A 25626-nucleotide genomic window follows, 5' to 3' on the forward strand; every position below is an offset into this window, starting at 1 on the left:
AAATCTTCTTTAGATAGATCTACAGCAGCAAGGTTGACGCTTTGAAATCGTCAACCTTGCTTAATGCAACTACAACTCCCAAATAGGCGGAGAGCCAATTTTCTCAACCAGATAATCAATAAATACTCTCACTTTGGCTGTTAAAACATTCGATTTGGGGTACACCAGCCAGATTGCAGCCTGATCATCTATCTGATAGTCAGGTAAAATTTGCACTAAGCTGCCTTCTTTTAGTTCAGTGTAAACATTCCAGATGGAGCTCATACATATACCCACGCCCGCTTTCGCTGAAATACGCATACTTGAGCCATCATCACATATTACTCTCGGTTTACTGTTTATTGGAGGAAAGGCGTGTGGGGTACTATCCGTTTTAGACGTTAGTTTACGGGCTTTAGAATTGATAAATACTAATAGTTGATGATTTTTAAGATCGTCTGGGCGATTTGGGACACCATACTTTTTTAGGTAATCAGGCGAGGCGCACAATATCCGTCTATCCTTGGCCAGTTTTCTGCCGATTAAGCTGCTGTCTTCGGCGGTGTAATTGCGCAAGGCTAAATCAAACCCGCCATCAATCAAATTCACTTGGGTATCTGTTAGTTTTAGTTCAACGTTAACATCTGGATAGCGTTCAAGAAATTCTGGCAATATGGGCGCAACAAAAAGCTGTGCAAAGGTACTGGATGCGGCAAATCTCAGTGTGCCGCTCACGTTGGCTTTACCCCGACCAAGTGCCGCCAATGCGGCATCTTCCTGCGCAATAATTTCTTTGGCAAAAGGCAAAAATTCCATCCCTTCAATAGACAGGGTGACCTTGCGTGTTGAGCGGTGAAAAAGGTCAGCCCCTAACTTAATTTCTAACTTAGCTAAACGTGCACTAGCGACAGACGGCGCCAGACCAAGCCTTTTACCGGCGGCTGTAATATTGAGCATTTCAGCTGCCAATACAAATAAACGAACCGCATTTGTATCCATGGTGAATATCCTTTAATTCGTTTCTCTCAACTATATCCTTCTTATTATATAAAAAAACAGAATTCTGATTCTATTTAAGTGTTGTTTATTCGTGAATTCATTATGGTTATGCTTTAACCATCAAATTGAACGAGCCAAATTAAGTTAACAAGCCGCGTTAACAAGTAGTTTGAATAACGCAAAACGAAATCGCTGAATACGTCTTGCCACAATTCAACAACGAGGACTGAACAAATGCGCAAAATAATGATCAGCTTATGAGTATGCTCGAGAGTCAATATGTTAATCAAAACACTTATCTATAAGTAAATAGTGGAGAATAAAATGCAAGCAATGATAGTCAATACCTTTGGTGGACCAGACGTTTTTGAATCAACAGAAATCGCTAAACCTAGTGTCAAAGCCAATCATGTTTTAGTCAAAATCGCGGCAACCAGCGTCAACACGGTGGATACTATGATCCGCTCAATGGGGCCAGAATTACCTTTATCGCCGGCCGCACCTGCATTATTAGGGATGGATTTTGCTGGCGTTATAGAAGAAGTTGGCGAAGCTGTAACAGAATATAAAGTGGGAGATGAAGTATACGGTTGTGCTGGCGGTTTAGCCGATCTACCGGGGACATTAGCCGAGTACATTGTCGCAGATACAAATTTGCTGGCGTTAAAACCAAAAAATTTATCCATGCGTGAAGCGGCTGCTTTGCCGTTGGTCGGTATCACAGCATATGAAGGCTTGCTACGTGCGGGTATCCAAGCTGGACAAAAAGTACTAGTTCATGGTGGCTCAGGTGGAGTTGGCCATGTTGCAATACAATTAGCACGTCATTTTGGTGCTGATGTATTTTCAACGGGGGGCGGCGAACCACAAGCAGAAGTGATTGAAAAACTAGGTGCCACTTTTATCAATTATCGTACAGAATCAGTTGAAGATTATGTACAAAAACACACAAATGGCGCGGGCTTTGATATCGTATTTGATTCAGTTGGCGGCGAAAACATGCTTAATTCTTTTAATGCTGCGGCTTTGAATGGGCAGGTTGTTTCAACTGTATCTATGCTCGAGCTTGATTTAACGATGGCGCATTTCAAGGGTCTATCACTGCATGTGGTGTTTATGCTTATCCCTATGTTGCACAACCATAAACGTGAAGAGCATGCGCATATCTTAAAAGCCATGGCTAAAATTGCTGAAGCTGGCGAATTAACACCAGTGTTGGATGATACTGCTTATACCCTCAGTCAAATAGCTCAGGCTCATGAGCGTTTGGCCAGTGGTAAAGCAATGGGTAAAGTTGTTGTTACCATATAAGTTACCATATAAACAGCTATTGATTTATTAATGTATCAAAGGGTGTGTTATTCACACCCGCTAACAATTTAACGGATTTACAGATGTTTAATCATACGAAAATAGTTTCGCCTGTTATTTTATTGAGCATATTTTCTGCATTGTTCACTTTTGCTGTGTTTGCAGCAGAAAAAAGCCGTCAATCAGAAGTGACAACAGCTGAAGAGGTTAATTGGGGGTATTTAAACCCGTTGCGAGGTGATCAAAGTCCCGGTGCTGCCGATCTATGGGGCGATCGTACAAAATATATTGCGACTGGGATGTTGGTCAGATTTAAAAAAGGTTTTTCGTCACCACCTCATATCCACAATATTTCATATCGTGGTATTGTGATAAAAGGCGCAATGCATAATGATGATCCCACAGCAGAACATATGTGGATGCCAACTGCCTCATATTGGACTCAGCCGGCAGGTGAAAACCACATAACCGCAGCCAATGATAGATCGAACATGATTTATCTTGAAATTGACAGTGGGCCATATCTCGTCAAACCATCTGACCAGCACTTTGATAACGGCGAGCGTCCCGTTAATATTCATACATCAAACTTAATCTGGTTAAAGTCGCAGGATTCATCTCTTATCGACGGGGATAATATCCAAATTTCCTACCTTTGGAAAAAAGAGGGTTCAGCGTCGTTAACAAATTCAACGCCACTACAAGGTTTAATGCTAAAAGTTACCGCGGGTACTAAACTGACAATTGATAGTGAAAGCGAAGAGTTTCGGGCCGTCGTTATCCAAGGCAGTAGCAGCTATCAATCAGCAGAAACGACCTCGGTCACAAATTTAAACCCAGGCAGTTATTTTAGTTCTACCGGTCAGTTTACGCATCAATTAATCACGCGTGAAGACACCATCTTTTATATTCGCAGTAACGGTTTATTTATAGCGCGCACGTTAAAGCGCACAAGGTAATGGGGAGCTTGTAAAGTATGCATGAATAAAGATATGGTAGCGAATACAGTATGACTGCAATTTAATATGACAGCGAGCGTCCATATTGAGCTCTGATTCAGCGAAGTTGTAATAGGCAGTCTAGTTCGCCACAGAGCACATCGGGATAGGTATATTTAAAAAAATACTGTTCATTTTTAGTTACAGTTAGCGCTGTTTATGTAAGAAGAAAAATGCGTCTAAATACACTGTTGTACCTGAATGTTGGCTGTTTAATCACCAACAGGTGATAAAATAAAGGAATATACTTTTTCGCAGCGTAGTGCAAAGCCCGTCCTTTGTTGTTGTGTGTTGATTTAAAGGATTAGCGCTAAATGCATGTCTTTGAAGGCAATTCACCCGCAGAGGTTTTTTTTCATAAATTTAATATTCGGTTAGCTGAGATGTCAGAGTTAACTGATGTATTTAAATTAAGATACCGAATATACTGCCAGCAACTGGGGTACTTTGCCGATCGAACGATGACTGACGAAGAGTCAGATGAGTTTGATAATGATGCGATTCATTGTATTGTTGAACACAAACAAACACGTCGGGTGGTCGGCTGCGTTCGTTTAGTTTATCCCAATGCAGAGAAGAAACTTCCTTTTTCAGATCTGTTGCCTGAGGTTAAGGTTGCGCCCAATGACTGTGAGATTTCACGTTTAGTTGTTTGTCCTTCTTTTCGTAACCAAGTTGATGGTGAAAATATCCCAGCACTGATTTTTAAAGCACTGTTTTTGTCGTTAAATGTGATAGCAGAGCGTATGCAGCTACACTCTGGGTTTATTTTAATTGAAAAACGGATGGCAAGAGCTTTGGGGCACTTAGGTTTTACTTTAAAAGCTTGCGGACAACAAGCAGATGTGAAGCGAGCTCAAAATAAAATCACACAAAGACATTTGTACTCAATTGAATTATTAAAACCCGATCACAAACATCACATCCGAGCTAACCGCTTTATTGACCATATTCGCATGGCGCTCTATGGCGCATAAATTTACGTCGCGTATGGGTTAAAACTGAATGTTAAGTACAGTTGATAATCGTGACTCACTCCGGCTTGTTCACTTTTGAATTAACCTTATCTTAAATAATTAACAAGTACTCAGTTGATAACGGCTTTTAAACTCGCTGGGGGTCATTTTAAACCAGCGTTTAAAGGCGCGTCTAAAGTTTGCAACATCTGTAAAGCCCATTTCAGCGGCTAACATTTCATTATTGTTGTGGTGATTCAGTAAATAGATAACGGTTTGTTGCCTGTGATATAAATCCTGCAGCGCAAGGTATCGGGTATTATGTCTTTTGAGTTTGCGCTTAAAGGTTGCGGTACTTAACCCTAACTTACAAGCGGCTTCCTCTTGTGTTAACGGGCCATATAGTTTTTGTAATCGTAAGATAGCCTGTAAAAAGGTAATTTTTTTCTGCGTTTTTTGCTGTTTAAGCTTGTTTAAAGCATGTGCTCTTATCAGTTGACTGTATCTGGGGAAGGAAATTTCGAAATCATTTATAGATAAAAACAGCATATCGTCAGCTTGCTCAAAACTGATTTTAAAACCCAAGTTCTCTTCATATTCTTGTATATATCTGGGTCTTTTATAGCTGAACTGATATGCAATCGTTATCCGTTGTTTAGCAAGATATTTTAATGTACTCGATAAGGCTGTTAAGTACATTTCAAGTAAAAATGGGTAATTTTCACCACAGCCAATCGCATCACTGAATTGCACAACCAATTTATCATTACACTGACTCACCTGAGCGTGAATAAACGGATTTATCTCGGTTAAATGACAAAAGAGTATACGTAAAAAATCGTGCAGGTTTTTGCTGTGCATCAATGCTTCGCTTAAATGGCCGTAGTTACCGGGAAACAATCTTTGTCCCAATAAAAAGCTGCTATCGTATCCGGCAATTTGCTGCTGTGCTTTTTCAATTAAACTTAAGGTTTGCACCGGGCTAACATATAAATTTTGCTTTTTAATATCTTCGTAAAATATCCCAGTACCACGCAAAAACTTTTGCATGTTTATACCCCGTGCCATTGCTAAATCAATTATGCTTGCTGGTAATTGATGTGCGGGGATAAATTTATCGTCAATTTCTACAAAGGATTTCAAGTTTGCTGGAGCCTATTGTTTTTTTAGCACTAATAATGTTAAACACTCTGCATGCTTTAGCAGGCTTGCGCCTGTCGTATCATTTTTTGTTGTTCTAATTTCTGATTCACTTGAGCAATAGCGTTTTCGGCATCGGTATTTTGCTTAATTTCTGCTAATGCATAGCTCACGTCGTGATATACCGCTTTACCTGTTTTTTGTGGTTTAAATGCTAAATGCGAAATAGCCTGCGTGATTTGTTGTACGACGAGTTTCGCATCGCATAAATGCGTTTGCGGAAAAAATAAAATAAATCGGTCACCGGCATAGCGACAAGCCAAATCATTTTGCCGTAAGTTCATCACAATAATTTCTGCGACTTCACGTAATAATCTATCGCCATCATTTGTGTTATAACGGCGGTTAAATGCAGCAAAGTTATCAATATCAAGCATGGCCAAAGAGTAAGGAATATTTTGTGATTGATTTAATGTCAGTAGCGTGCGCATATAATCGGCTCGGTACAATTGAGTGACAAAATCTATCTGACTATGTTCACGGTAAAAGGCCTCTCTTCTGCATAATTGTTGATTTAATTTAAACTGTTCTTGATGCCATTGATAAAGCGCCCATGTCATTAGAAACATGCCGAAAAAAGCAGGTAAAGATTCGACCCAATAGAGCCAAAACTTGTCATTTGGGTAGCTGACAAACTCATCCAGTAAATCTAACAGTCCGGAAATCAAAAAACAGCAGAGGCCAACAATTAAAAGTGTGGTCACACGTCCTGGAGGACGACTGGCGAAGATAAAAAATATCCAAACGGAAGTCATTAAGATAATACCGCCCTCGCCAACGACGTCTAACCAGTCCAGCGTTTCTATGGCTTTTAGCTGTCCATTCATAACAACCAAGCTGATTACGACAGATAGGCTAACAAGAACCAGACTGATTAACTTTGTGTGTCGTTGAAAAAGCAAAAAATTCATTCTGTTGGCGTTCTCTTAGGTTTTTTAAACATGCTATTGCAAAGTCTTTTTCAGGGGAAGGGTCAATTTGGCTCAGAAAACTGCCAAAAATGAATGTCTTTGATAGATAAATACGAGTTTATTTTTGAGTTTGTTTTTTAAGGTTATGATTTTTAATAAAAAAAATAGATGCTTAAATTGGCTCATTACTGTGTGTTTTTGCATCAACTTACTCATTTTATAAGCCAGAAAAGGCCAGTTGTCACAAAATCTTAATGGTAAAAAAGCCTTCTCAGCGTTTAATGAGCGCCAAAAGCTGTAAACAATATAACTTATAAACAGGACTCTAAACATGAAACACTTTATAGCTAGGCCTACAAAACTAGCCCTTGTTTGTTCGACCTTATTACTCTCTCCAACGATTTTTGCTGGCAGTTTAGTTGGTAAGGTAACAGGCGCAAACCAGCTCAAATTATACAAAGGTGCCAAAGTCACTTTAGTCGAGTTATCAAAATCAGTTGTGACGGATCAAACAGGCGAATATCGTTTCGATAATCTAGACGCTGGCGAATATACCCTAGTGGTTGATTATTTAGGTGCAGAATCACAAACCTTTAAAGTTCAGATTGAGCAAGACGGCACCATTAAACAAAATTTAACTATGGCATCCAGCGACACCATGGAAGATGTGGTTGTTTACGCACAGCGCGCTGGGCAAGCAGGTGCTTTAAATATGCAAAAGAATGCAGATAGCATTAAATCTATTGTTTCTGCCGATGCAATAGGTCAGTTTCCGGATCAAAATGTTTCTGAAGCTCTGCAGCGTTTACCGGGAATGTTTATTGAGCGCGATCAAGGGGAAGGGCGGTTTGTTGGTATTCGAGGTATCGATCCTAATTTAAACAACGTGACGATAAACGGTTTAAATGTACCTTCGCCAGAAGCCGGTGTGCGTTCTGTTGCGTTGGATGTAATACCGTCACAACTTGTGGGCAGTCTTGAGGTTTCTAAATCGGTCACGCCAGATATGGATGCCAGTGCAATTGGTGGTTCAATAGAAGTTAAAAGTTTAAGCGGTTTTGACCGAGCGCAGCAAAGTATTAGTTTTTCAGCGCAAATGGCACAAAACCAACTACGTGACGAAACGAGCCCCAAAGTCGCTGCCAGTTATACCGATATATTTAACGATGAGTTTGCGATAGCTGGAGCTTTGTCTTATTCAGAAAGACAGTTTGGCTCTGACAATATCGAGTCAAACGGAGATGATGAACTAGAGCAGCGCCACTATAGTATTACACGTGAACGTTTCGGCGCAGCGGTTAATTTAGATTACCGACCTGATTTTAATAACCAATATTATTTGCGAACTTTATACAGCGCGTTTTCGGATGATGAATACCGCCTTAGCAATACTTTTGTATTTGATGACGAAACTGAAATTGAACGCGCCAGCAAAGACCGAGGCGAAACACAGGAAATCACTTCGATCACCGCGGGCGCAGAACATCTGATCGACAGTTGGAAAGTTGAATATCAGTTGGGGTACTCTCTCGCCAGCGAAGAAAACCCAAATGCGCTTTATTACACAATAAAAGCAGACGAGTTGGCCTTTTCAAGCGATATGCAAGGCGCGATTCCGCAAATTGAGCAATCTTCACAGGTGCATGATTTGAGTCAATATGAACTGGATGAAGTTTCGAATGAAAGCGAAGACAGTGAAGATGAAGAAAGCAGCTTAAAGCTTGATCTGACTAAAACCTTGCAGCTAAACGGCCACGAGTTTGAAGTTAAAGTGGGCACTCAATATCGCCAGCGTGAAAAACAAGCGGTCGCCGACATTTATATTTATAGTGGAGGGGATGTTTTTGATAGTTTTGCCGCCGAAAATTATGCAGTTAGCAATATGGATTGGAGCTTAGGTGAGTTTGGTCCTGGATTAGATAAGATGGCATTGCGTCAGCACTTTACAGACAACCGTGCTGCATTGGCAGACAGCTATCAAAGCTCCGAATCGAAAGCAGAATCTAAAGGGGCTTCGTATTCAATCAACGAAGATATATTTGCCGCATACGCCATGACGCGTTTTTCAATAGATAAGTTAAGTTTAGTGGCGGGTGTACGTTATGAAAAAACAGATTTTTCAACATCGGGTTATAAAGTAGATGTTGTTGAAAACGAAGAAACAGATTTTGAAGGTACGCTGAATTCAGTTTGGCAAGCCGAGCGCGATTATGCAAAGTGGTTGCCGAGTATTAACGTCAGATACGAATTCTCCCCACAAGTTATTGCGCGTGCGGCGTATACGCAAACATTAGCCAGACCCAAATTTGAAGATGTTGCGGCATTTCAGATAATTGAATCAACAACTGAAGAAGATGAAGGGGTTTTTGTTACAGAGCGTGAAGCAGAAGCCGGCAATCCTGAATTAAAGCCTTATTTTTCAGATAATTTCGATTTATCTATCGAGTACTATCCAGGCAATATCGGTGTTCTGTCAGCTGGTTATTTTTACAAAGATATCGAAAACTTCATTATTGTTGCAGATGTAGCTGGTACAGCTGATTGGCAAGATTATGATGAGGTTTTTCAACCGATAAATGGTGAAAATGCAACATTAAGCGGCTTTGAACTTGCTTGGGTCAAATCGTTTGACTCTGGTTTACTGCTGGCGGCAAATGCAACGGTGAGCGACTCAGCAGCAACTACTTTCTTTGATGGCGAGCTTATCAAAACCCAATTACCCAATCAGTCTGATACTACGGCTAATTTCACTTTAGGTTATGAAACGGATAGTTTGAGCATGCGTTTAACCAGTGTCTATAAAAGTCGTAATTTAGAAGAAATTGATGATGGAATGTTGCGCTATGAAGATGCACATACGCAATTTGATTTTAGCGGCAAGTACTATGTAAATCAGCATACGCATATCTATTTTAATGCCATCAACATTAATGATGAACCTATGTACCATTATTTTGATGAGAAAAATAGAAATGCGCAGTACGAAACTTACGGACGTACATTTGAGTTAGGTTTTAGCTGGACTTCATTCTAATGAAAAAAATTATAACAAGCTTGCTATCTATCTATTTTTTGTTCTTTGTTACGGTGCATAGTGCACCGTTCAAAGATCAGGGGTGGTATGCACAGCATCATATAAATAATTTACACATCAACGAAGACGCGATTAACTTTTTGGTGGTTGGAGATTGGGGCCGCAATGGTCACTTTCAACAAAAAGAGGTCGCTAATCAGATGGATAATTTGATGTATTGGTTAGATGGTGATTTTATCGTATCGACTGGAGATAACTTTTATCCGGATGGCGTCGCCAGTGTGAATGATCCCTATTGGAATTCATCTTATGAAGCGATTTACGCAGGACCAAACCTGTTCGAGCCTTGGTATGCGGTATTAGGTAATCACGATTATCGTGGCAATGTGCAAGCACAAATTGATTACAGCCGTGTGAGTCAGCGCTGGAATATGCCTGCTAGGTACTATCAAAAAACCTTTGCACTGGATGAGTCACAAGAAAGCCTATTGATGATCTTTTTAGATACCAGCCCTTTTGAAGATAAATATTTAACGGAAGATAAATATTTGGCAGTGCGTGCTCAAAATGGCCAGCAGCAGTTAGCTTGGCTACAACAAACTTTGGCTGGTAGCAGCGCAAAATGGAAAATTGTTATCGGTCATCATCCCATGTACAGCAGTGGTAAGCGCTATGGTAAAACAGATTCAGTAAGATCTTCGCTGGAACCTATTCTCGAAGCGTATAAAGTAGATGCTTATTTTGCAGGCCATGAACACGATCTTCAACACAACCGCATTGACGGTAAATATGTTCAGCATTTTATTTCAGGTGCAGGCTCTGCTGTACGTCATGTTAAACCCCGATCCTTTACCCAGTTTGCTAAAGCACAAGCGGGTGTAGCAGCGGTCACTGTTACGCCATCGTCAATGTTAGTGCAAATGGTCAACGCGCAAGGCGACGTTTTATACACCACCCGAATAGAAAAATAAGTAGTAGGCAAGTTAATGATAAATATTAAGAAATGTGCACTGGTTATGGTGTGCTTCGCATGCTTTTTACAAGCCTGTGTTGCACCTGAAAACAACAGTGTGAAATCAGCTAAACCGTTAAATAGTCAGGCTTTGTATCAGGCGGATAGACTAAATGGTCATAAAATGATGCCAATAGGAGATGAACATTGGCTTGGTAATAGTGAAAACTTTGGCGTTTTTTTGCTGGATAAACAGGGTGAAAAACTGTTAGAGCAGAGCGGAAATTTTGAAGCTTTAGATGTTAGGCCATTAAACAATACTGCAGTAGAAAGCTCGCACAAGTGGTTGGTCAGTAGTATTGAAAAAGAGCTGGGGCAATTACAGGTTTTTTCTCTTTCGCATACTCCGCTTTTAACTTCACAAGACAGGGGAAAAGAGACGACTGAGCAACCATGGTCAATAGAAACTCTAATGGATATCCGATTGACGAAAACCGTGATTAACAATGTTTGCTTATATCAATCACCCACGACACAGGATATCTATGCATTTTTGTTAACCGCGCAAAATCAAGTGGAACAAAGGCTTATTTATCTGGCCGAAAACGCGAAACCTGTGAACTATCTAATCCGGCAATTTCCAGCGCCGCCAGAAAGTTCAGCTTGTGCGGTGGATGATGTAAAGGGGCTGCTTTATATCAGCGAAGAAATGACAGGGATATGGCAATACTCGGTTGACGCAGAAAAAGAACTCAGTCGGCAGGCTGTTGCTTTAGTTGAACCTTTTGGTCAGTTAAGTGGTGAAATTAAAGATATCTTTATACTGCAAGACGGCAGTTTATTAGTTGCCTTGCCGGATATTTCACAAGTGCAGCATTATCAACTAGAACAAAAAGGCAAACAAGCGTTTTGGCAGCAAACTGCTTATCAGTTGGAAGGGCGCAAAAATGAAAGCATCAGCGCCTTGCAAGTAGCAGGTGAAGCCGTCAAATTGGTTTATTATGATGATGAAAATCCTGGTTATTATACCGCACCAACAGATATTGTTCTGCAGCCGACAAAAAGCGCACTAAGCGAGCTAAAAAGTGTCAAAAGCAATGCTGAGACGGCACCTGTAAAACGTTATGGAGATGCGGCGGACGATCCTGCAATTTGGGTAAATGCACAAAAGCCTGAACATAGTTTGATTTTGGCAACCGATAAAAGTTACGGCTTGTATGTTTATAATTTAGCGGGTGAAGAAGTGCAAAGCATAGCATCGGGGCGAATCAATAATATTGATGTGAGCTATCAGGTTGAGATAAACGGACAGATATTTGACTTTGCTGCAGCCAGCAACCGGACAAACAATAGCATTTCCTTATATAAAATTAATGCTGATGGAAAAGTCAGTGATTTGGCTGAAATCTCAACCAGCTTACCGGATGTTTATGGTTTGTGTAATTACTATTCAAGCCTGAATAAACAACATTATGTCTTTATCAACGATGAAAGTGGCTTGTACCAGCAGTATCAAATTAACTTTTCGAATGGTCAGGTTGAAAGTCAATTAGTGCGAGAGTTTAAAGTGAATTCGCAACCAGAAGGTTGTGTTGCGGATTCTGCTAGTCAAACTTTGTATCTTGGGGAAGAAGATTATGGTATTTGGAGCATTTCTGCAGAGCCTGATGGGGGAGACGCGTTGCAACCTTTTTACCGAGTTGATAACAAAGTATTGTTTGATGATGTTGAAGGTTTGTCTATTTATCATGGAGCAGAAAAATACTTAATTGCATCCAGCCAGGGAAATGATTCTTATGTTGTATTTTCGCTAGAAGATAAAAAAGTGGTAACACGTTTCAAAATTACTGCTGATCCGCAAAAAGGGGTGGACGGTGCTTCAGAAACTGATGGCTTAGCCGTGACCTCGGCGAATTTAGGCGGCCAATACACACAAGGTTTATTAGTGGTGCAAGATGGGCGTAATGTTATGCCTGTGCAACCGCAAAATTTTAAGCTGGTTGCCTGGCAGAATATTCAACAACTCATTTCTTCAAACTAACCTTTCACTTTCTAGCTGACTGGCTAATATCTGCTCTGCTTCATCGCAGAGCAGATGTTCTTTAGCGTAAAATAATCCATCTTTTAGTAGACTGACATCTTTTTGCAGCACACAAAGCACCTCACTGATGATACTGGCTTGATGTACACAACTCACCAATGAGTCGGATGAGATATACAAACGGTTTGTATTTGGCAGTGCGCTGACAATCTCATTGGGTAATTGCCAATGCTGTGCGATGGCAATTGTTAGATTATCCCCTTTTTCCTGCATTAATCTTTTGAGCGTTGCAGAGTTAGGGGGGGTACTTGGATCAATTACTTTAAATGCATCAATCATAAGTTGAAAGATAATCATTTTGCCTAAATGATGCAGTAGACCCGTAAAGTAGGCTGCATTATTAATTTCCTCATCTTCTAACGTCAATTCTGCCAATTGACGGGAGTACTGTGCAGTTTGTTCGGCATGCAACCAGATTTTTTGCCCAAACATTTTAAAATATAAATTATTTGTCGGAGCCATTTGTTTAATAAAGGTATTCAAGACACCTTCTTTTACCCCTGCAGCACCGAGTTGGACAAAGGCTTTGCGTAGATCTGTGATGGGTTTATCGCTGCGTTTATACATCGAGCTGTTTGCCAGCCTGATCAATGCCGTAGCAACCGCAGGTTCTTTTTCAATCACTGTGATCAAACGCTGTACATTAAAATCAGGGTCATCAATTTCGGTGATTAATATACTGACCGATTTAGGCATGGTTGGCATTTCTTTAATAAAAAGCTCAGGTTGTTTAAGTAACTCTGAAATTTTATCAACAATGAAGTCGGTTAATGGATCTTGCTGATCATTGTCATCACATTGGCCGAGTAAAAAGTCATAAAAAGCGAGCTTGATTTTTTCGTTTATCGGTTGTTCTGCTACCTCTTTTTTTTGCTTAGCTTGGCTCAATTTATGGCGTTGAACTGATTTTCCTTGCGAATGGGTGTGTCTGCTTTTTTGAAATGCTTCATAGTCTGGTGTCGCAGTTTTTGGTTGTATTGCGGACAAGGTGGTTTGTAATAATTTTAGAAACATGCAGTTTTCCTTTTTGGCTCTGCAGATAGTCTAAGCATGGCAGGGGCTGCGGTATTTGCAATGTTAATTGGGCTAAATTTATCACTGATAAATAAATTGATATGAGCCATCAAAATGACATTTAAAAACGGTATAATAATACTAATTTTATTTTAGTCGGAATGATTTATGTATTTAGAATTTGACGCGATCGTATTTGATATGGATGGCACCTTGGTCGATAGTGGACAGTTGCACCAAAATGCTTGGCTAGCGGCTTTAAACAAATATGGGATTCCGGTTGACAACGCATTGATGCGTTCTTTAGCAGGCGTGCCCACTAAAGACACGGTTGATATACTGGTTGAGCATTTTAAGCTAGAGCTTGCTGTGAGCCGTGAAGAAATCAACGACTTTAAAGAAAATATCGTACGCAATACCATTTTAGATTATGTAAAACCGACAAAACTGGCTGAGTTTGCCCAAGAAAACAAAGGCAAACGTCCAATGGCGGTTGGTACTGGGGCATATACTGAAGAAGCGACTATGATTTTACAAGCATGTGGGTTATATGAATTGATAGACCATGTTGTAGGAGCGGATCAAGTGGCAAACCCAAAACCTGCGCCGGATACTTTTTTGCGTTGTGCACAGTTAATGGGCGTCACTGCCGAAAAATGCATTGTTTTTGAAGATGCCCAAGCTGGAATTCAAGCGGCGCGAGCTGCTGGTATGCATGTTGTAGATGTATTGGAAAGTTTGAATATCAGGAATGATTATTTTTTAGACTAATTTAAGGACGTTATAATAGTTTGTTAAATAGTTTGTTATGGGGTTGGCTTTTTAAAGCTGCATTAGTTTACAAACACTAATGCAGCTAAATTTCAGTCGTTAGCCTTGTTCTAGCAATCTGCGCAAATCAATTAATGCAGCGTTGGCACGAGAAACATAGTTCGCCATGACTAAACTATGATTGGCTAAAAAGCCAAAACCATCACCGTTTAATATCATTGGGCTCCAGACCGTTTCTTGTGTGGCTTCAAGTTCGCGAATAATTTGCTGCAGGCTGACTTTGGCATTTTTCTTTTCTAAAACATCGGCAAAGTCAATTTCAATCGCTTTTAAAAAATGCAGCAGCGCCCAACTTGTGCCGCGTGCTTCGTAAAAAATGTCATCTATTTTCCACCAGCTGGTTTGCACTCGCGCTTGCATGGTTGTTTGTGTTGATTGTGCGGCACTGGCATCACCCGCTAGATTTGTGTTAAAGCGGCTTTGTCCAACACTGGCACTGAGTTTCTGCGAAGTTGAGCCCAACCGCTTTTCAACTTCTTTTAGCCAATCTCGCAAATTATCCGCGCGCGAATAAAATTGTCCATCCGCCTGATTGTCGTCAATTAAACGGGCTCGGTATCGCTGCAGTGCTTTGATTGCGTTGTGGTATTCACCTTCAGCGCTTGGCCAAGCCCAGTTTTTATGGTCGATATTAAACTCAGGTTGTGCAAATTTTAAATCGATGTCTTCGGCTGATTGAGATTGCGAGCGGCTAAAGTCTTTACGCATTGCCAGCGCTAAATCTCGTACTTGTTCTAATACGCCAAATTCCCATGCCGGCATATTGTCCATCAACACGGAAGGGGGCAAGACATCATTGGCAGTGAATCCGCCCGGTTTATTCAACAGAGTTGAAGAAACTTCAATTAATGCGGTTGTCGTTGCATAACCCGTTACGTTGATGTGTGGGCTGGCTTTTGCTCGAATATCGATAAAATCTGGTTCTTGGCTCCACCAAACTGCGATGACCCACAATAATAGAATGAAAGTGAGTAACCCGGCAGCGCTCCATTGCACTATGTTTTTGTTCATGTTGGCTCCTTAATGATGATGGTGCTTGTGATGACTAGCTGTATTTGATTCCACCTTGCCAATTTTCGCTTTTACTGTGTACTTTTTTCTATTTTCATCAAATAGGTACAGCGTAATATAATCTAGTTTTGTCCAGTCATGCTGTAAATTAAATAACATGATGTGATGACCGCCCGGCTTTAAAGTGAGTGTTTCACCTGCTGCCAGTGTTAAGTTTTCAACACGTTTCATTGCAGCCATGCCATTTTCATAAACATGGTTATGGAACTCTACGCGCGGGCTGCTATCTGACGAAGCGGCAACCAGGACGATTGCTTTATCTGTCGGATTGCAGATCTCCAAATATGCCGCAGTTTGACTTTGCGTAGGCGGTAATAAGCGTGCTTGAGCATCTTTAAACAGCAAATCTGCAAAAGCGGTAGAGCTGGTCGAAAGAGTCGTGATGAATAAAATACTGGATAATAATCGCATTGCTTGCCCCTGAGAATTATATAATACCCATTCTAACCAAGCTTGATGACAACGCAAATGCGAATTTTTTAATTTTGTAATTAAACGATTATTACCTTAATAACCTTGTATAGCGTTGTTTAGATTGTTAGGGAGTACATCGCGCCAACTGCCGTATGCCGGATTAGGGAGCAAAAACCATCGCGTACCCCACATCTCGTTATATTGTGCTGCTAGCTTTTTACGCGTATTGGGCGGACTGGCGGAGATTTTGGGGATCATTTGATTGGCATCATCTCCAATTATCATCAAAATACGGTAGCGTTGTGCGATAAAACTGCGCCGGCTACTTTGATCTTTGTTCCAGTCTGAATACTCTCCGCGAAAGAACATATGGTCTTTAGGAAAGCCAATAGAGACTCTTTTTAACATCCGCAGCGTTTGACTTTTTACTGGGCAGGGGTCTCTGGGGTTAGGTTGGCATATTCTATCTGAGATTAATAAAACCGTGACGCCTAAGCTGGATGCTTTTTCGATTAGCGTTAAAACATGTGGCACTAACGGGGCTTTTTCAAGGTTCATCCAACGTTTAAATAATTTTTCGTTATGTTGGTCGTTGTCTTGTATTAACTCTCCGCGGTAGGCAAGTGTGCTGATGAGCGTGTCGTCCAAGTCTAGAATAATTGCATTGGGGAGTTGGTTAATACCTTTTTGACCAAACTGTTCAATTGCAGCAACCCATTCATCATCAAACACGGCTTTTTGCAGTTGCTCTGCTGCTGTCTTAAATGTTTGTGAGGCAATTGCCTGGTACTCTGCAGATGTTTGCATCCAAGCGACTGCACTTGCGGTTTCATTGGCCGATGAAAAGAAAGGCAAGCAGGTTGATATCAGCAAAATTGCTAGTTTTCGCATCGTTTTATTCCATTGGTCTGACTGAATTAATTAGGCGTTTTAGATTGCTATTACTTGATTATCGGTCAAAACAAATAAAACTGTAGTTTTCTCTGTGGTGCAATCGGTAAACAGAGAACTCTATGTTTATTGTTATGTACATTAAACGTATTATAATGAAGAGCTTGTTGAGCGCTATAAAATAGGTCTTTTATGTCAGGTAGGAATCGCGAGGAAATTATGATTGAGCCAGCTAAACCAGCAGATTTTAAAGCGCTGCAATGCTCTGAATGTTTAAAAGGAAATGATTTAGGCTTTGAATTTCATATGGCTTTTCAGCCAATTGTCAATACCAACACAGGCTCTGTACTGGCTCAAGAAGCATTGGTACGCGGGCCTGAGAATCAAGGGGCTGGGTGGGTGTTTGAGCGTATAAACGATTCTAATCGTTATAGGTTTGACCAAGCATGTAGAGTTAAGGCGATTCAGCAAGCTTCCTTACTGGGGGAGACGCGTTACTTAATATCAATTTTTTACCGAATGCGGTGTACAGACCAGAGCTCTGTATCAGAACGACTTTGGCTGCAGCGAAAGAATTTAATTTCCCACTTGATAGGTTGGTGTTTGAAATTACAGAAAGTGAAAAGTTGTCAGATTATAATCATCTACAAAATATTGTGGATCACTATAAGTCTTTAGGTTTTAAAATAGCGATTGATGACTTTGGGGCTGGTTACGCGGGCTTAAATCATTTAGCACAAATAGAAGCAGAGTTTGTTAAATTAGATATGGCGTTAATTCGCGATATTCAACATAAACCTAAAAATCAAATTATTTTGCGCGGTATTGTACAAGTCTGTAATGAATTGGGTACAACAGTGATAGCTGAAGGAGTCGAATCTAAGAATGAACTCGACGTGTTGCAAGAAATGGGCATTGATATATTTCAAGGTTACTATTTTGCCAAACCCGGCTTTAAAAAATACCCAGAAATAGAAAACTTATAATGAATAGATTGACTGGCAGGGATGAATTCCCTGCCAAATACTATTAAGCTTTTTGCGCGCGCTCGTATGAAGAGACGATTTCAGCTTTTGCAGAGGCAGCGTCTTCCCAACCATCTACTTTAACCCACTTGCCTTTTTCAAGTTCTTTGTAGCGCTCGAAGAAGTGAGTGATTTGTGCTTTCAATAATTCATCTAAATCATCAACGTCTTTTACATGATCGTAAATTTTAGTCAATTTGCTAACCGGTACCGCAACGACTTTTGCGTCTTCACCTGACTCGTCCGTCATTTTTAATACGCCAACTGGACGACATTTAATGACCGCACCTGGTACAAGTGGGTAGGGAGTAGGTACTAAAACGTCAACTGGGTCGCCGTCTAAAGATAAAGTGTCGTTTACAAAACCATAGTTGCAAGGGTAAAACATTGGGGTTGCCATAAAACGGTCTACCCAAACAGTCCCGGTATCTTTGTCTACTTCATATTTGATTGGATCTGCATTTGCAGGGATTTCAATAATGACATTAATTTCTTCTGGCAGGTTTTTGCCCGCTGCAACATCAGATAAGCTCATATTTGTTCCTTAAAGTAGTTTGATTTATGAAAATTGGCCTTATTATAACGTTAAGCAATAAAATGGCGAATAAAATAAGCTCAGAATAGGATGACAATGAAAAGTTACCGTTTAGTGATTGATTGCCCAGATAAAGTGGGCATAGTGGCCGCAGTTTCAAAATTTTTAGCCGAGCATGGTGCTTCTATCGTCGAAGCGAACCACCATAGAGATACAACGGCCGGCTGGTTTTTTATGCGGCACGAATTTGAAGCTGATTCTATTGAGTTGAGTTTAGAGGCTTTCAAAGATGAGTTTGCACAGTTAGCGCAGCAATTTCAGATGAACTGGAAAATTGTTGATTCGTCTAAAAAACAAAATGTAGTGTTAATGGCAAGCCGTGAATCTCACTGTTTGGCAGATTTGTTGCACCGTTGGCACAGTGGTGAGCTGGATTGCAATATTGTTGCGGTTATTGCTAACCATGAACATTTACGCCATATGGCGCAGTGGCATGGATTACCTTATCATCATGTTACATTTGCAAAAGGTGATAAACAGGCTGCGTTTGATGAGGTACGTGAACTGATTTTGCAGTATGAAGCGGATACTGTTGTGTTGGCGCGTTTTATGCAAATTTTTCCGGATGTTTTATGTCAGGAATTTGCGGGTCGCGTTATCAATATTCATCATAGCTTTTTGCCTTCTTTTGCTGGTGCAAAACCTTACCATCAAGCTCATGAGCGTGGGGTAAAATTAATTGGCGCGACGTGTCATTATGTCACCGGAGATTTAGATGCGGGGCCGATTATTGATCAGGAAATTATCCGTATTAGTCACCGAGATTCGATTGAAGATATGGTGCGTAAAGGTAAAGAATGCGAAAAACAAGCATTAGCACGTGGCCTTAGGAGCCATATTGAAGATCGGGTGATTATTAACGGTAATAAAACGGTTGTCTTTGATTAATATTGTTTTGGGCTACGAGTTATGAGCTACGAGCTACGAGCTACGAGCTACAAGCTACGAGCTACAAGCTACAAGTAATGAGCTTCGAGCAACGAGTAACAGAAGCTTGCAATTTATAATTTGTAGTTCGAAGTTTGCACCTACATGTCAGGCTTAAAGGCCTGACATGTAGGTTGGTCTTTAGGCCAACAAATGAATAATGCACAATTGTCGAATTAAAATTGTCGGCCTAAAGGCCAGACTTACACTACCTGCGAAACTCGAAACTCGAAACTCGAAACTTGAAACTTGAAACTTGAAACTTGAAACTTGAAACTCGAAACTCGAAACTTGAAACTTGAAACTTGAAACTTGAAACTTGAAACTTGAAACTTGAAACTTGAAACTTGAAACTTGAAACTTGAAACTTGAAACTCGAAACTCGAAGCTCGAAGCTCGAAGCTCGTAGCTCGTAGCTCGTAGCTCAAAATTCAAAATAGTTATATCTTTGCATCTATTTTGTTAATAGAATACAAAAAACACCTTGTATTCGTATGACATATTATGTCATTATCAATTCAAATGGATCATGGAGTTAGACTATGCTTGAATTTTTATTGGCAGATGCCAATGTGATTTATAGTTCTGCGTTGGCATTGTTATTGGCATTAGCCATTTTTGAGGGGGGTGCGCAACTCGTTGGGTTTGGGATCTTGTCGCTGGTGGATGATGCGTTGCCAGATATTGATCTGCAAAGTGAAATGGACGCTGCTTCACTAGGGACCTTAGCTGCTTTAATGAGTTGGCTAAATCTGGGACGTTTACCCTTTATGATGTGGTTAACGCTTTTTCTATCCTCTTTTGCAATTAGCGGGTTGGCGATACAAATGCTGTCAATCAAGCTTTCAAATACGTTTTTGCCCAACTTATTAGCCTTGCCGCTTTGTTTGTTTTTTACCGTATTTAGTTTGCATCATCTGGGGCACAAACTGTTACAAGTATTACCTAAAAACGAAAGTTCTGCTGTGAGTCACCAAACTTTTATTGGTATGGCTGGGCGTATTATTCGCGGAACGGCACGAGCCGATTTTCCAGCAGAAGCGGAAATTGTCGATCAGTTTAAACAGAAACATTTTGTCATGGTGGCACCTGAAGCACATGAATTGCCGACAGGTTGTCAGATTGTCATCGTAGAAAGGTCTGCAGGCGGGCATTATATTGCACGGCCTCTGGATATTTAACCAAGGAAAAAGGAAACAAGCGTTATGCAATCAACTTTTCAGATAGAAAACTTATATTTTATGGGTGTTGTAGCGGGTATCGGGTTGGTGAGTTTATTGCTCATCGGGATCATTTTTTCCAAACTCTACCAGCGTGCATCGAAAGAAGTGTCGTTTGTCAGAACCGGTTTGGGTGGCGAGAAAGTTATTAAAGATGGTGGAGCTATCGTTCTGCCTGTCTTGCAGGATATTATTCCGGTAAACATGAATACATTAAAGTTAGAAGTGCACCGTAGTGCAGATCAGGCGCTGATAACCAAAGACAGAATGCGCGTCGATGTAACAGTTGAGTTTTACTTAAGAGTTGCCCCAAATTCAGAAGCGATTGCCACTGCCGCGCAGACTTTGGGTAAACGAACCTTGCAAGTTGATGCACTAAAAGCGCTAATTGAAGGTAAGTTTGTTGATGTATTGCGCGCAAGTGCGGCCGAAATGTCGATGCAGGAATTGCACGAAATGCGCTCGGATTTTGTGCAGCGTGTGCAAAATAATGTGCGTATCGATTTAGAGAAGAACGGTTTAGAGCTAGAGTCTGTATCGCTCACAGCAATGGACCAAACAGACCCTAAATTCTTCCGTGTCGACAATGCTTTTGATGCTGAAGGTTTAACTCAACTGACTAAAATTACAGAGGAACGTAAAAAAGTCCGTAATGATATCGAGCGCGAAAACGAGACGCTGATTAAACAACGTAATTTAGAAGCGGAAGAACAACAACTAAATATTGCGCGTCAGTCAGAGCATGCCCGCATTCAGCAACATAGAGAAATTGAAGTGACGCGCGCGGCACAAAATGCAGAAATTGAAAAAGATAAAGCGAAACAAGAACAAGAGGCACAGTTGGCACGCATTTCTGCAGAACGTTCGGTTGAAGAAGCACGTATCGCAAAAGAGCAAGAAATTGAAGCTCTAGAAATTGAAAAGCAAAAACGTTTGCGCGAAGCTGAAATTCGTTCACAAAGTTTGTTAGAAATCGCAGAGCAAGATAAAGCCATTGCGCTTGCGGCTAAATCAGAGCAAGAATCTGCCGCTAAGGCCGAAGCGAAAAAAGCAGAATCGTCAGCGGTAGCTGCAGAAGAGCAGGTTATTAGTGTGCGAGAAACTGCCGTAGCCGAACGTCGTAAGAATATTGAATTAATCAAAGCAAAAGAAGAAGCTGAGAAAGCCGCAGTTTCAATTCAGGTTGCGGCAGAAGCAGAAAAATCAGCTGCGTTAGATAAAGCTGATGCACTAAAAACAGAAGCGCAAGCACAAGCGGATAAAATTAATATTGCAGCAGAGGCCCAAGCAAAAGCTGAAAAAATTACCGCTCAAGCAAAAGCTGAAACTTACCGAGTTGAAGCAGAAGGTAAAAAAGCACTGCACGAAGCGGACAATTTATTGTCACAATCTCAGATTGAGTATCAACTAAAACTGGCCTTGTATAAACATTTACCTGAAATTGTACGTGAATCTGTTAAACCGATGGAGAATATTGACGGCATTAAAATTGTGCAAATGAATGGTGGTTTAATGGCGGGTTCAAACGGCTCACATGATTCAGTGCAATCAAGTAATAATGTGGCTGATAGTGTTGCAGATGCCGCTTTACGCTATCGCAGTCAGGCACCTTTAGTGGATGCATTACTTAAAGAAGTCGGGATTGACGGACTAGGTAGTCAAGCGCTATCTCAGTTGACCCAATCTGTCTCGACAGCATCAGGGCAAGCTGAAATCAGTGAAAGTGCGACCCCGCTGCAAAACAATAATATTGCCAACAGTAAAGCCGTAAACAGCCCTGCAAATAATGGTGCTGCGCAATAAGTGCCAAAGTTAACATTAATCAGAGGTTTGCCCGGCTCGGGCAAATCTACTTTAGCTGAAAAGCTTGCACAACAAACTTTTGCAGTACATCTAGAGGCGGATCATTTTTTCACGCAAGATGACGGAAGTTACCGCTACAATGCTAGACGAATTAAAGATGCGCATATTTGGTGTCAGGGGCAATGCGAGTATTATCTCTCGCTCGACTTTGATGTGATCGTAGCAAATACATTCGTCGAATTATGGGAGATGCAGATCTATCATCAATTGGCAGACAAATACCAAGCGGAGATAGAAGTTATTCACTGTAAAGGAACATGGCAGAATATCCACAATGTTTCACAAGCCAGTATTGACGATATGAAAAAGCGCTGGCAGGCGTAAAGCAAAACTCGGTTTACCATTTTGTTTTTAGTAATGAATCTCATTTGTGTTATCATGCTTGTTTTTATTTAACCAACATAAAGCCGTGCTAAAAATTTATTTACGTCGTATTCACCTCGCAATCGCTTGGGTGACTTGTTTATTTTTATTCATTCTAAGCTTAACAGGCGCAATTTTAATCTACGCAAAAGACATTCAACGTCTTGTTCATCCGCATATTTGGACTGTCGAACCAACAGACCGACCATTAAACATTGCCCACATTGCCCACATTGTACAAAAGGTGCAAAAAAAGGCGGGTTTTGACATTAATTTTATTACGGTGGAACAACAACCTGATTTAGCTTGGCAAGCACAGTTAAATAACGGTGACTACGTCAGCATTAACCCCTATACCGCTGAAGTATTACAGCGGTATGATTATTATCAAACCCTATACGGTTTTACCATGGCGCTGCATCGGTGGTTAGTATTAAAAAATGAAGATGGTACAACACCGCTGCGCAATTGGGTTTCGAGTGTAGCGCTATTGCTGATTTTAGAAGTATTGATTGGATTTATTCTTTGGATAAGACCGAAAAAAAGGCTGAAACGTTTAAAAGTAAAGTTTACTGCAAAACGTAAAGTTTTTTACAATCAAGTGCATACAGTATTAGGTGTTTATTTTTTTCTGCCTTTAATGCTGATTGCTTTTAGTGGTATTGCGTTTAACTGGTCACAACAAACAGCATGGCTGGTAGAAAAAGCACTCAATCAACCGATAGAGTACCGTAAACCTGCACCTTTGGTATTGTCAAAAGCAGCGGGTTATGACGTTGAAAACTCGATAAAACAAGGTATGTCAGCTTTGCCTGAGGCTCAGTTATATCGTGTTTATTTTCCAAACGAGACATCACAACCTTTAATGCTACGAATGCAGATGCCGGGAGAAACCCATGCATATAGTTATGTCTGGATGGATCCTTATACCGCGCAGGTATTGCAAGTTCAAGATGGAAGCAAGGCTGGCTTTTCAACCCAAGTCTGGAACTTTAGATATAAGTTTCACATTGGTGATTTTGCAGGTCCAATTGTCCAGTTTCTCTGGTTCGTTATTTGTTTTTTTCCTGTGCTTTTTGCTGCTACAGGTGTCTATATGTGGGTTACTCGGAAGTGAGTTGGGTGAAATTGGTGTGCAAAGAGATGCGAAAGGGCTAGGGACTACGGTGAACTTAGGCGTAACCTATCAGTTCTAATGGTTAATGATATTAAGAGTGTCAGCATTGGCACTCTAATATACTGAGTTATGCTTGATAAAGTTCAAGCGGTAGTCCATCAGGGTCCTGAAAAAAAGTGAATTGTTTGCCAGTGAGTTCATCTGTTCGTATTTCTTCTACTAGTATACCCTTTTTTTCTAGCTCAACTTTACTGTCGGCAACACTTTCAACGACAAAAGCTAAATGCCGTAGGCCTTGCGCTTCGGGTTTTGAAGGACGCTTGGGGGGATTCGGAAATGAAAATAGTTCAATCTGGCAATGTTGATTTACAGCCAAATCAAGTTTGTAGGAATCTCTGTGTTCTCTGTATGTCTCTGCGATAATAGGCAAGCCTAAAATTTGACAGTAAAAGTTTTTTGAGCGCTGATAATCTGAACAAATTATCGCTACATGATGTACCGCTTTGAGTTTGATCATATAAATTTCCGATATTAACTTATTGAGTTTGCGATTCTAAACTGGAGATAATGTAAAGTGCGCTTTCTTTACTGTCGCCACAGATGGCTGGGTCTGCGGTAAAGGCGCTACACACTTTTGGTCGCTCTGGTTGGTTAAATATTTTACAGAGATTATTTTCATCTAATTGAATACATCGTTCACCAGCTGCTTTACCGTGTGGCATCCCAGGAATGGGGGTTGTTATAGAGGGTGCGATACAACATGCACCGCAGCCAGGAATACACTGCATAGGTACTACTCCAAAAACAAAAATAGCCGGCAAGCCGGCTACTTTAGCACAATATGAAGTTGTTTACTGTTACAGCTCGCCCATCGCGTTTTTCAGCTTTTTCATTGCGTTTGATTCTAGCTGACGTACACGCTCTGCAGACACACTATATTTTTCAGCCAGTTCTTGTAATGTGATTTTATTACCATCATCTAACCAACGGGCGCGAATAATGTCTTGGCTGCGTTCATCTAATGTTGCGATAGCATGCAATAATCGGCTGTTTGCATGATCTTCCCATTGATGGTTCTCTACATTTTCAGCAACGTCTGAATGACTATCTTCTAAAAATTGAGCCGGAGCAAATGCGGTATCTTCATTATCATCATTGGTTAAATCAAAAGCCTGATCTTGATTGCTCATGCGGCTTTCCATTTCCAATACTTCGCTGCGGCTAACGCCTAAATCTCCAGCTACGCGGTCGACTTCTGCGTTATTAAACCAACCTAATCTTTTTTTAGATTTACGTAGGTTAAAAAATAATTTACGTTGCGCTTTAGTGGTCGCAACTTTCACGATACGCCAGTTTTTAAGAACATATTCGTGAATTTCAGCTTTTATCCAATGCACTGCAAAAGAAACAAGTCGTACCCCAACAGAAGGGTCAAAACGTCTGACTGCTTTCATCAAGCCAACATTACCTTCTTGAATTAAGTCGGCTTGTGGTAACCCATAACCGGAATAGCTTTTAGCAATATGAACCACAAAGCGCAAATGCGACATAATTAATTGTTGTGCGGCTTCCAGATCACCGTCATTAAATAAACGCTCAGCTAAACTTTTTTCCTGCTCGGCTGTTAGTACCGGGATACTGTTTACACTCTGGACATACGCATCAAGGCTCCCAGTATTCGGGATCAACATTAAGGCATTAGATGCAGAAGTTGTCATGATTCACTCCAGTTGTTTCAGTAAAACTTTTAAACGTGACTATTTTATCACTGTAATTTAGCACTCTCAATAATCGAGTGCTAACTCTTAGTTAGCACTCTTACTCATTGAGTGCTAAAAGTCAAATAAGTTCATA

At 40.7% G+C, this 25626-nt stretch carries 23 protein-coding genes and 1 pseudogene; 13 read left to right on the forward strand and 11 right to left on the reverse strand.

The features are described 5' to 3' along the window. Positions 1-69: 69 nt before the first annotated feature. Positions 70-978, reverse strand: a complete 909-nt coding sequence (locus tag FNT16_RS09695) for a LysR family transcriptional regulator (protein WP_143871394.1) — start codon at positions 976-978, stop codon at positions 70-72. Between the two features lie 324 nt (positions 979-1302). On the opposite strand from FNT16_RS09695, the gene FNT16_RS09700 reads away from it, so the two are divergent. The 3 genes from FNT16_RS09700 (at position 1303) to FNT16_RS09710 (ending at position 4264) form a co-directional block, all read left to right on the forward strand. Beyond that, a complete protein-coding gene (locus FNT16_RS09700; RefSeq protein WP_143871395.1) occupies positions 1303-2289 on the forward strand; it encodes a zinc-dependent alcohol dehydrogenase family protein in 987 nt (328 codons plus the stop codon). Positions 2290-2372: 83 nt separating this feature from the next. After that, positions 2373-3248 carry a DUF4437 domain-containing protein gene (locus FNT16_RS09705; protein WP_143871396.1) on the forward strand — a complete coding sequence of 292 codons (876 nt, stop codon included), beginning with the start codon at positions 2373-2375 and terminating at the stop codon, positions 3246-3248. Positions 3249-3601: 353 nt separating this feature from the next. Continuing rightward, positions 3602-4264, forward strand: a complete 663-nt coding sequence (locus FNT16_RS09710) for a GNAT family N-acyltransferase (RefSeq protein ID WP_143871397.1) — start codon at positions 3602-3604, stop codon at positions 4262-4264. Between the two features lie 99 nt (positions 4265-4363). On the opposite strand, the gene FNT16_RS09715 is transcribed toward FNT16_RS09710, so the two are convergent. Further along, positions 4364-5386 carry an AraC family transcriptional regulator gene (locus tag FNT16_RS09715; RefSeq protein WP_143871398.1) on the reverse strand — a complete coding sequence of 341 codons (1023 nt, stop codon included), beginning with the start codon at positions 5384-5386 and terminating at the stop codon, positions 4364-4366. A 56-nt stretch (positions 5387-5442) separates the two neighbouring features. Further along, entirely contained in the window at positions 5443-6354 is a 912-nt protein-coding gene (locus FNT16_RS09720; RefSeq protein WP_143871399.1) for a GGDEF domain-containing protein, read from the reverse strand. A 331-nt stretch (positions 6355-6685) separates the two neighbouring features. Between FNT16_RS09720 and FNT16_RS09725 the strand changes: the two genes are divergently transcribed. From FNT16_RS09725 to FNT16_RS09735, 3 genes are read left to right on the forward strand one after another with little or no spacing between them, the layout of a single operon-like run. Beyond that, the gene (locus tag FNT16_RS09725; protein ID WP_143871400.1) at positions 6686-9388 is read left to right on the forward strand and encodes a TonB-dependent receptor; all 2703 of its coding nucleotides are present in this window, start codon (positions 6686-6688) and stop codon (positions 9386-9388) included. Continuing rightward, positions 9388-10359, forward strand: coding sequence for a purple acid phosphatase family protein (locus tag FNT16_RS09730; RefSeq protein WP_143871401.1), 972 nt, complete (start codon positions 9388-9390; stop codon positions 10357-10359). Before FNT16_RS09725 ends, FNT16_RS09730 begins: the two co-directional genes overlap by 1 nt. 15 nt (positions 10360-10374) lie before the next feature. Further along, the gene (locus FNT16_RS09735) at positions 10375-12381 is read left to right on the forward strand and encodes a phytase (protein ID WP_143871402.1); all 2007 of its coding nucleotides are present in this window, start codon (positions 10375-10377) and stop codon (positions 12379-12381) included. On the opposite strand, the gene FNT16_RS09740 is transcribed toward FNT16_RS09735, so the two are convergent. After that, positions 12373-13455 (reverse strand): HDOD domain-containing protein, encoded by a 1083-nt coding sequence (locus FNT16_RS09740; RefSeq protein ID WP_143871403.1) that lies wholly within the window; start codon positions 13453-13455, stop codon positions 12373-12375. The two genes, FNT16_RS09735 and FNT16_RS09740, sit on opposite strands and share 9 nt — an antisense overlap. A 168-nt stretch (positions 13456-13623) precedes the next feature. Here FNT16_RS09740 and FNT16_RS09745 point away from each other — a divergent pair, with 168 nt between their 5' ends. Further along, a complete protein-coding gene (locus tag FNT16_RS09745; protein WP_143871404.1) occupies positions 13624-14226 on the forward strand; it encodes a beta-phosphoglucomutase family hydrolase in 603 nt (200 codons plus the stop codon). Positions 14227-14325: 99 nt separating this feature from the next. Here the strand turns inward: FNT16_RS09745 and FNT16_RS09750 are convergent, their stop codons facing one another. The 3 genes from FNT16_RS09750 to FNT16_RS09760 all read right to left on the reverse strand — a co-directional run bounded on the left by FNT16_RS09750 (position 14326) and on the right by FNT16_RS09760 (position 16662). Beyond that, positions 14326-15297, reverse strand: a complete 972-nt coding sequence (locus tag FNT16_RS09750) for a DUF2333 family protein (protein WP_143871405.1) — start codon at positions 15295-15297, stop codon at positions 14326-14328. A 9-nt stretch (positions 15298-15306) separates the two neighbouring features. Beyond that, positions 15307-15768 carry a copper chaperone PCu(A)C gene (locus FNT16_RS09755; RefSeq protein ID WP_143871406.1) on the reverse strand — a complete coding sequence of 154 codons (462 nt, stop codon included), beginning with the start codon at positions 15766-15768 and terminating at the stop codon, positions 15307-15309. Between the two features lie 96 nt (positions 15769-15864). After that, on the reverse strand, positions 15865-16662 hold the full coding sequence (locus FNT16_RS09760) for an HAD family acid phosphatase (RefSeq protein WP_143871407.1): 798 nt from the start codon (positions 16660-16662) through the stop codon (positions 15865-15867). A gap of 219 nt (positions 16663-16881) precedes the next feature. On the opposite strand from FNT16_RS09760, the pseudogene FNT16_RS09765 reads away from it, so the two are divergent. Next, a pseudogene (locus FNT16_RS09765) lies at positions 16882-17648 on the forward strand (EAL domain-containing protein). Between the two features lie 43 nt (positions 17649-17691). Here the strand turns inward: FNT16_RS09765 and ppa are convergent. Next, positions 17692-18222 carry an inorganic diphosphatase gene (gene ppa / locus FNT16_RS09770; protein ID WP_143871408.1) on the reverse strand — a complete coding sequence of 177 codons (531 nt, stop codon included), beginning with the start codon at positions 18220-18222 and terminating at the stop codon, positions 17692-17694. Positions 18223-18318: 96 nt separating this feature from the next. Between ppa and purU the strand changes: the two genes are divergently transcribed. The 5 genes from purU to FNT16_RS09800 all read left to right on the forward strand — a co-directional run bounded on the left by purU (position 18319) and on the right by FNT16_RS09800 (position 23772). Next, complete coding sequence (gene purU, locus FNT16_RS09775; protein WP_143871409.1) at positions 18319-19170, forward strand: formyltetrahydrofolate deformylase; 852 nt, start codon at positions 18319-18321, stop codon at positions 19168-19170. Positions 19171-19751: 581 nt separating this feature from the next. Further along, positions 19752-20390 carry an OB-fold-containig protein gene (locus tag FNT16_RS09785; RefSeq protein ID WP_143871411.1) on the forward strand — a complete coding sequence of 213 codons (639 nt, stop codon included), beginning with the start codon at positions 19752-19754 and terminating at the stop codon, positions 20388-20390. A gap of 24 nt (positions 20391-20414) precedes the next feature. Next, on the forward strand, positions 20415-22232 hold the full coding sequence (locus FNT16_RS09790; RefSeq protein WP_143871412.1) for a flotillin family protein: 1818 nt from the start codon (positions 20415-20417) through the stop codon (positions 22230-22232). Next, positions 22233-22616, forward strand: a complete 384-nt coding sequence (locus FNT16_RS09795) for an ATP-binding protein (RefSeq protein WP_143871413.1) — start codon at positions 22233-22235, stop codon at positions 22614-22616. 58 nt (positions 22617-22674) lie between these two features. Next, positions 22675-23772 (forward strand): PepSY-associated TM helix domain-containing protein, encoded by a 1098-nt coding sequence (locus tag FNT16_RS09800; RefSeq protein WP_246072192.1) that lies wholly within the window; start codon positions 22675-22677, stop codon positions 23770-23772. A gap of 127 nt (positions 23773-23899) precedes the next feature. On the opposite strand, the gene gloA2 is transcribed toward FNT16_RS09800, so the two are convergent. The 3 genes from gloA2 to rpoH form a co-directional block, all read right to left on the reverse strand. Then, complete coding sequence (gloA2, locus tag FNT16_RS09805; RefSeq protein WP_143871414.1) at positions 23900-24289, reverse strand: SMU1112c/YaeR family gloxylase I-like metalloprotein; 390 nt, start codon at positions 24287-24289, stop codon at positions 23900-23902. 19 nt (positions 24290-24308) lie between these two features. Beyond that, positions 24309-24560: a YkgJ family cysteine cluster protein gene (locus FNT16_RS09810; RefSeq protein ID WP_143871415.1), complete on the reverse strand. Its 252-nt coding sequence runs from the start codon at positions 24558-24560 to the stop codon at positions 24309-24311. A gap of 69 nt (positions 24561-24629) precedes the next feature. Beyond that, on the reverse strand, positions 24630-25490 hold the full coding sequence (rpoH, locus tag FNT16_RS09815; protein ID WP_143871416.1) for an RNA polymerase sigma factor RpoH: 861 nt from the start codon (positions 25488-25490) through the stop codon (positions 24630-24632). Positions 25491-25626 lie beyond the last annotated feature (136 nt).

Origin of the sequence: Catenovulum sediminis, from assembly GCF_007289895.1 — a bacterium.
GTDB classification, from domain to species: domain Bacteria; phylum Pseudomonadota; class Gammaproteobacteria; order Enterobacterales; family Alteromonadaceae; genus Catenovulum; species Catenovulum sediminis.